Source organism: Oceanibacterium hippocampi, from assembly GCF_900172325.1.
GTDB lineage: Bacteria > Pseudomonadota > Alphaproteobacteria > Sneathiellales > Sneathiellaceae > Oceanibacterium > Oceanibacterium hippocampi.
Genome location: NZ_FWFR01000015.1, coordinates 1 through 5,513, shown reverse-complemented (window position 1 = coordinate 5,513; position 5,513 = coordinate 1). Strand labels below are relative to the sequence as shown.

General features: G+C 44.7%; 8 protein-coding genes and 1 pseudogene. All 9 read left to right on the top strand.

Translation table 11 applies throughout. The annotated features are described in order from the left end of the window. Positions 1-436: bacteriophage scaffolding protein D (locus tag OCH7691_RS23910; protein ID WP_009420297.1), on the top strand; the 436-nt coding region annotated here is incomplete at its 5' end. Then, positions 436-552: a phage DNA packaging protein J gene (locus OCH7691_RS23905; RefSeq protein ID WP_000033471.1), complete on the top strand. Its 117-nt coding sequence runs from the start codon at positions 436-438 to the stop codon at positions 550-552. The genes OCH7691_RS23910 and OCH7691_RS23905, both read left to right, overlap by 1 nt. A gap of 36 nt (positions 553-588) precedes the next feature. Beyond that, a complete protein-coding gene (locus tag OCH7691_RS23900) occupies positions 589-1,872 on the top strand; it encodes a major capsid protein (protein WP_000065572.1) in 1,284 nt (427 codons plus the stop codon). A 110-nt stretch (positions 1,873-1,982) separates the two neighbouring features. After that, complete coding sequence (locus tag OCH7691_RS23895) at positions 1,983-2,510, top strand: hypothetical protein (RefSeq protein WP_000487867.1); 528 nt, start codon at positions 1,983-1,985, stop codon at positions 2,508-2,510. Between the two features lie 8 nt (positions 2,511-2,518). Further along, complete coding sequence (locus OCH7691_RS23890) at positions 2,519-3,505, top strand: Minor spike protein (protein ID WP_000466547.1); 987 nt, start codon at positions 2,519-2,521, stop codon at positions 3,503-3,505. Positions 3,506-3,568: 63 nt separating this feature from the next. Then, entirely contained in the window at positions 3,569-5,110 is a 1,542-nt protein-coding gene (locus tag OCH7691_RS23885) for a replication endonuclease (protein ID WP_000252566.1), read from the top strand. Next, complete coding sequence (locus OCH7691_RS23880) at positions 5,043-5,195, top strand: hypothetical protein (protein ID WP_435988044.1); 153 nt, start codon at positions 5,043-5,045, stop codon at positions 5,193-5,195. Before OCH7691_RS23885 ends, OCH7691_RS23880 begins: the two co-directional genes overlap by 68 nt. After that, a complete protein-coding gene (locus OCH7691_RS23875) occupies positions 5,128-5,367 on the top strand; it encodes a phage DNA packaging protein C (protein ID WP_016670801.1) in 240 nt (79 codons plus the stop codon). Before OCH7691_RS23880 ends, OCH7691_RS23875 begins: the two co-directional genes overlap by 68 nt. Further along, positions 5,364-5,513, top strand: a pseudogene (locus tag OCH7691_RS23870) (external scaffolding protein D); the annotation flags it as partial. The gene OCH7691_RS23875 and the pseudogene OCH7691_RS23870, both read left to right, overlap by 4 nt.

Here is a 5,513-nt window from a genome sequence, read left to right as displayed (position 1 = left end):
CGTACGTTTCCAGACCGCTTTGGCCTCTATTAAGCTCATTCAGGCTTCTGCCGTTTTGGATTTAACCGAAGATGATTTCGATTTTCTGACGAGTAACAAAGTTTGGATTGCTACTGACCGCTCTCGTGCTCGTCGCTGCGTTGAGGCTTGCGTTTATGGTACGCTGGACTTTGTAGGATACCCTCGCTTTCCTGCTCCTGTTGAGTTTATTGCTGCCGTCATTGCTTATTATGTTCATCCCGTCAACATTCAAACGGCCTGTCTCATCATGGAAGGCGCTGAATTTACGGAAAACATTATTAATGGCGTCGAGCGTCCGGTTAAAGCCGCTGAATTGTTCGCGTTTACCTTGCGTGTACGCGCAGGAAACACTGACGTTCTTACTGACGCAGAAGAAAACGTGCGTCAAAAATTACGTGCAGAAGGAGTGATGTAATGTCTAAAGGTAAAAAACGTTCTGGCGCTCGCCCTGGTCGTCCGCAGCCGTTGCGAGGTACTAAAGGCAAGCGTAAAGGCGCTCGTCTTTGGTATGTAGGTGGTCAACAATTTTAATTGCAGGGGCTTCGGCCCCTTACTTGAGGATAAATTATGTCTAATATTCAAACTGGCGCCGAGCGTATGCCGCATGACCTTTCCCATCTTGGCTTCCTTGCTGGTCAGATTGGTCGTCTTATTACCATTTCAACTACTCCGGTTATCGCTGGCGACTCCTTCGAGATGGACGCCGTTGGCGCTCTCCGTCTTTCTCCATTGCGTCGTGGCCTTGCTATTGACTCTACTGTAGACATTTTTACTTTTTATGTCCCTCATCGTCACGTTTATGGTGAACAGTGGATTAAGTTCATGAAGGATGGTGTTAATGCCACTCCTCTCCCGACTGTTAACACTACTGGTTATATTGACCATGCCGCTTTTCTTGGCACGATTAACCCTGATACCAATAAAATCCCTAAGCATTTGTTTCAGGGTTATTTGAATATCTATAACAACTATTTTAAAGCGCCGTGGATGCCTGACCGTACCGAGGCTAACCCTAATGAGCTTAATCAAGATGATGCTCGTTATGGTTTCCGTTGCTGCCATCTCAAAAACATTTGGACTGCTCCGCTTCCTCCTGAGACTGAGCTTTCTCGCCAAATGACGACTTCTACCACATCTATTGACATTATGGGTCTGCAAGCTGCTTATGCTAATTTGCATACTGACCAAGAACGTGATTACTTCATGCAGCGTTACCATGATGTTATTTCTTCATTTGGAGGTAAAACCTCTTATGACGCTGACAACCGTCCTTTACTTGTCATGCGCTCTAATCTCTGGGCATCTGGCTATGATGTTGATGGAACTGACCAAACGTCGTTAGGCCAGTTTTCTGGTCGTGTTCAACAGACCTATAAACATTCTGTGCCGCGTTTCTTTGTTCCTGAGCATGGCACTATGTTTACTCTTGCGCTTGTTCGTTTTCCGCCTACTGCGACTAAAGAGATTCAGTACCTTAACGCTAAAGGTGCTTTGACTTATACCGATATTGCTGGCGACCCTGTTTTGTATGGCAACTTGCCGCCGCGTGAAATTTCTATGAAGGATGTTTTCCGTTCTGGTGATTCGTCTAAGAAGTTTAAGATTGCTGAGGGTCAGTGGTATCGTTATGCGCCTTCGTATGTTTCTCCTGCTTATCACCTTCTTGAAGGCTTCCCATTCATTCAGGAACCGCCTTCTGGTGATTTGCAAGAACGCGTACTTATTCGCCACCATGATTATGACCAGTGTTTCCAGTCCGTTCAGTTGTTGCAGTGGAATAGTCAGGTTAAATTTAATGTGACCGTTTATCGCAATCTGCCGACCACTCGCGATTCAATCATGACTTCGTGATAAAAGATTGAGTGTGAGGTTATAACGCCGAAGCGGTAAAAATTTTAATTTTTGCCGCTGAGGGGTTGACCAAGCGAAGCGCGGTAGGTTTTCTGCTTAGGAGTTTAATCATGTTTCAGACTTTTATTTCTCGCCATAATTCAAACTTTTTTTCTGATAAGCTGGTTCTCACTTCTGTTACTCCAGCTTCTTCGGCACCTGTTTTACAGACACCTAAAGCTACATCGTCAACGTTATATTTTGATAGTTTGACGGTTAATGCTGGTAATGGTGGTTTTCTTCATTGCATTCAGATGGATACATCTGTCAACGCCGCTAATCAGGTTGTTTCTGTTGGTGCTGATATTGCTTTTGATGCCGACCCTAAATTTTTTGCCTGTTTGGTTCGCTTTGAGTCTTCTTCGGTTCCGACTACCCTCCCGACTGCCTATGATGTTTATCCTTTGGATGGTCGCCATGATGGTGGTTATTATACCGTCAAGGACTGTGTGACTATTGACGTCCTTCCCCGTACGCCGGGCAATAATGTTTATGTTGGTTTCATGGTTTGGTCTAACTTTACCGCTACTAAATGCCGCGGATTGGTTTCGCTGAATCAGGTTATTAAAGAGATTATTTGTCTCCAGCCACTTAAGTGAGGTGATTTATGTTTGGTGCTATTGCTGGCGGTATTGCTTCTGCTCTTGCTGGTGGCGCCATGTCTAAATTGTTTGGAGGCGGTCAAAAAGCCGCCTCCGGTGGCATTCAAGGTGATGTGCTTGCTACCGATAACAATACTGTAGGCATGGGTGATGCTGGTATTAAATCTGCCATTCAAGGCTCTAATGTTCCTAACCCTGATGAGGCCGTCCCTAGTTTTGTTTCTGGTGCTATGGCTAAAGCTGGTAAAGGACTTCTTGAAGGTACGTTGCAGGCTGGCACTTCTGCCGTTTCTGATAAGTTGCTTGATTTGGTTGGACTTGGTGGCAAGTCTGCCGCTGATAAAGGAAAGGATACTCGTGATTATCTTGCTGCTGCATTTCCTGAGCTTAATGCTTGGGAGCGTGCTGGTGCTGATGCTTCCTCTGCTGGTATGGTTGACGCCGGATTTGAGAATCAAAAAGAGCTTACTAAAATGCAACTGGACAATCAGAAAGAGATTGCCGAGATGCAAAATGAGACTCAAAAAGAGATTGCTGGCATTCAGTCGGCGACTTCACGCCAGAATACGAAAGACCAGGTATATGCACAAAATGAGATGCTTGCTTATCAACAGAAGGAGTCTACTGCTCGCGTTGCGTCTATTATGGAAAACACCAATCTTTCCAAGCAACAGCAGGTTTCCGAGATTATGCGCCAAATGCTTACTCAAGCTCAAACGGCTGGTCAGTATTTTACCAATGACCAAATCAAAGAAATGACTCGCAAGGTTAGTGCTGAGGTTGACTTAGTTCATCAGCAAACGCAGAATCAGCGGTATGGCTCTTCTCATATTGGCGCTACTGCAAAGGATATTTCTAATGTCGTCACTGATGCTGCTTCTGGTGTGGTTGATATTTTTCATGGTATTGATAAAGCTGTTGCCGATACTTGGAACAATTTCTGGAAAGACGGTAAAGCTGATGGTATTGGCTCTAATTTGTCTAGGAAATAACCGTCAGGATTGACACCCTCCCAATTGTATGTTTTCATGCCTCCAAATCTTGGAGGCTTTTTTATGGTTCGTTCTTATTACCCTTCTGAATGTCACGCTGATTATTTTGACTTTGAGCGTATCGAGGCTCTTAAACCTGCTATTGAGGCTTGTGGCATTTCTACTCTTTCTCAATCCCCAATGCTTGGCTTCCATAAGCAGATGGATAACCGCATCAAGCTCTTGGAAGAGATTCTGTCTTTTCGTATGCAGGGCGTTGAGTTCGATAATGGTGATATGTATGTTGACGGCCATAAGGCTGCTTCTGACGTTCGTGATGAGTTTGTATCTGTTACTGAGAAGTTAATGGATGAATTGGCACAATGCTACAATGTGCTCCCCCAACTTGATATTAATAACACTATAGACCACCGCCCCGAAGGGGACGAAAAATGGTTTTTAGAGAACGAGAAGACGGTTACGCAGTTTTGCCGCAAGCTGGCTGCTGAACGCCCTCTTAAGGATATTCGCGATGAGTATAATTACCCCAAAAAGAAAGGTATTAAGGATGAGTGTTCAAGATTGCTGGAGGCCTCCACTATGAAATCGCGTAGAGGCTTTGCTATTCAGCGTTTGATGAATGCAATGCGACAGGCTCATGCTGATGGTTGGTTTATCGTTTTTGACACTCTCACGTTGGCTGACGACCGATTAGAGGCGTTTTATGATAATCCCAATGCTTTGCGTGACTATTTTCGTGATATTGGTCGTATGGTTCTTGCTGCCGAGGGTCGCAAGGCTAATGATTCACACGCCGACTGCTATCAGTATTTTTGTGTGCCTGAGTATGGTACAGCTAATGGCCGTCTTCATTTCCATGCGGTGCACTTTATGCGGACACTTCCTACAGGTAGCGTTGACCCTAATTTTGGTCGTCGGGTACGCAATCGCCGCCAGTTAAATAGCTTGCAAAATACGTGGCCTTATGGTTACAGTATGCCCATCGCAGTTCGCTACACGCAGGACGCTTTTTCACGTTCTGGTTGGTTGTGGCCTGTTGATGCTAAAGGTGAGCCGCTTAAAGCTACCAGTTATATGGCTGTTGGTTTCTATGTGGCTAAATACGTTAACAAAAAGTCAGATATGGACCTTGCTGCTAAAGGTCTAGGAGCTAAAGAATGGAACAACTCACTAAAAACCAAGCTGTCGCTACTTCCCAAGAAGCTGTTCAGAATCAGAATGAGCCGCAACTTCGGGATGAAAATGCTCACAATGACAAATCTGTCCACGGAGTGCTTAATCCAACTTACCAAGCTGGGTTACGACGCGACGCCGTTCAACCAGATATTGAAGCAGAACGCAAAAAGAGAGATGAGATTGAGGCTGGGAAAAGTTACTGTAGCCGACGTTTTGGCGGCGCAACCTGTGACGACAAATCTGCTCAAATTTATGCGCGCTTCGATAAAAATGATTGGCGTATCCAACCTGCAGAGTTTTATCGCTTCCATGACGCAGAAGTTAACACTTTCGGATATTTCTGATGAGTCGAAAAATTATCTTGATAAAGCAGGAATTACTACTGCTTGTTTACGAATTAAATCGAAGTGGACTGCTGGCGGAAAATGAGAAAATTCGACCTATCCTTGCGCAGCTCGAGAAGCTCTTACTTTGCGACCTTTCGCCATCAACTAACGATTCTGTCAAAAACTGACGCGTTGGATGAGGAGAAGTGGCTTAATATGCTTGGCACGTTCGTCAAGGACTGGTTTAGATATGAGTCACATTTTGTTCATGGTAGAGATTCTCTTGTTGACATTTTAAAAGAGCGTGGATTACTATCTGAGTCCGATGCTGTTCAACCACTAATAGGTAAGAAATCATGAGTCAAGTTACTGAACAATCCGTACGTTTCCAGACCGCTTTGGCCTCTATTAAGCTCATTCAGGCTTCTGCCGTTTTGGATTTAACCGAAGATGATTTCGATTTTCTGACGAGTAACAAAGTTTGGATTGCTACTGACCGCTCTCGT

Coding starts and splice junctions, on each gene's coding strand:
- OCH7691_RS23905 (WP_000033471.1), top strand. CDS start 436: ATGTCTAAAGGTAAAAAACGTTCTGGCGCTCGCCCTGGTCGTCCGCAG.
- OCH7691_RS23885 (WP_000252566.1), top strand. CDS start 3,569: ATGGTTCGTTCTTATTACCCTTCTGAATGTCACGCTGATTATTTTGAC.
- OCH7691_RS23900 (WP_000065572.1), top strand. CDS start 589: ATGTCTAATATTCAAACTGGCGCCGAGCGTATGCCGCATGACCTTTCC.
- OCH7691_RS23890 (WP_000466547.1), top strand. CDS start 2,519: ATGTTTGGTGCTATTGCTGGCGGTATTGCTTCTGCTCTTGCTGGTGGC.
- OCH7691_RS23895 (WP_000487867.1), top strand. CDS start 1,983: ATGTTTCAGACTTTTATTTCTCGCCATAATTCAAACTTTTTTTCTGAT.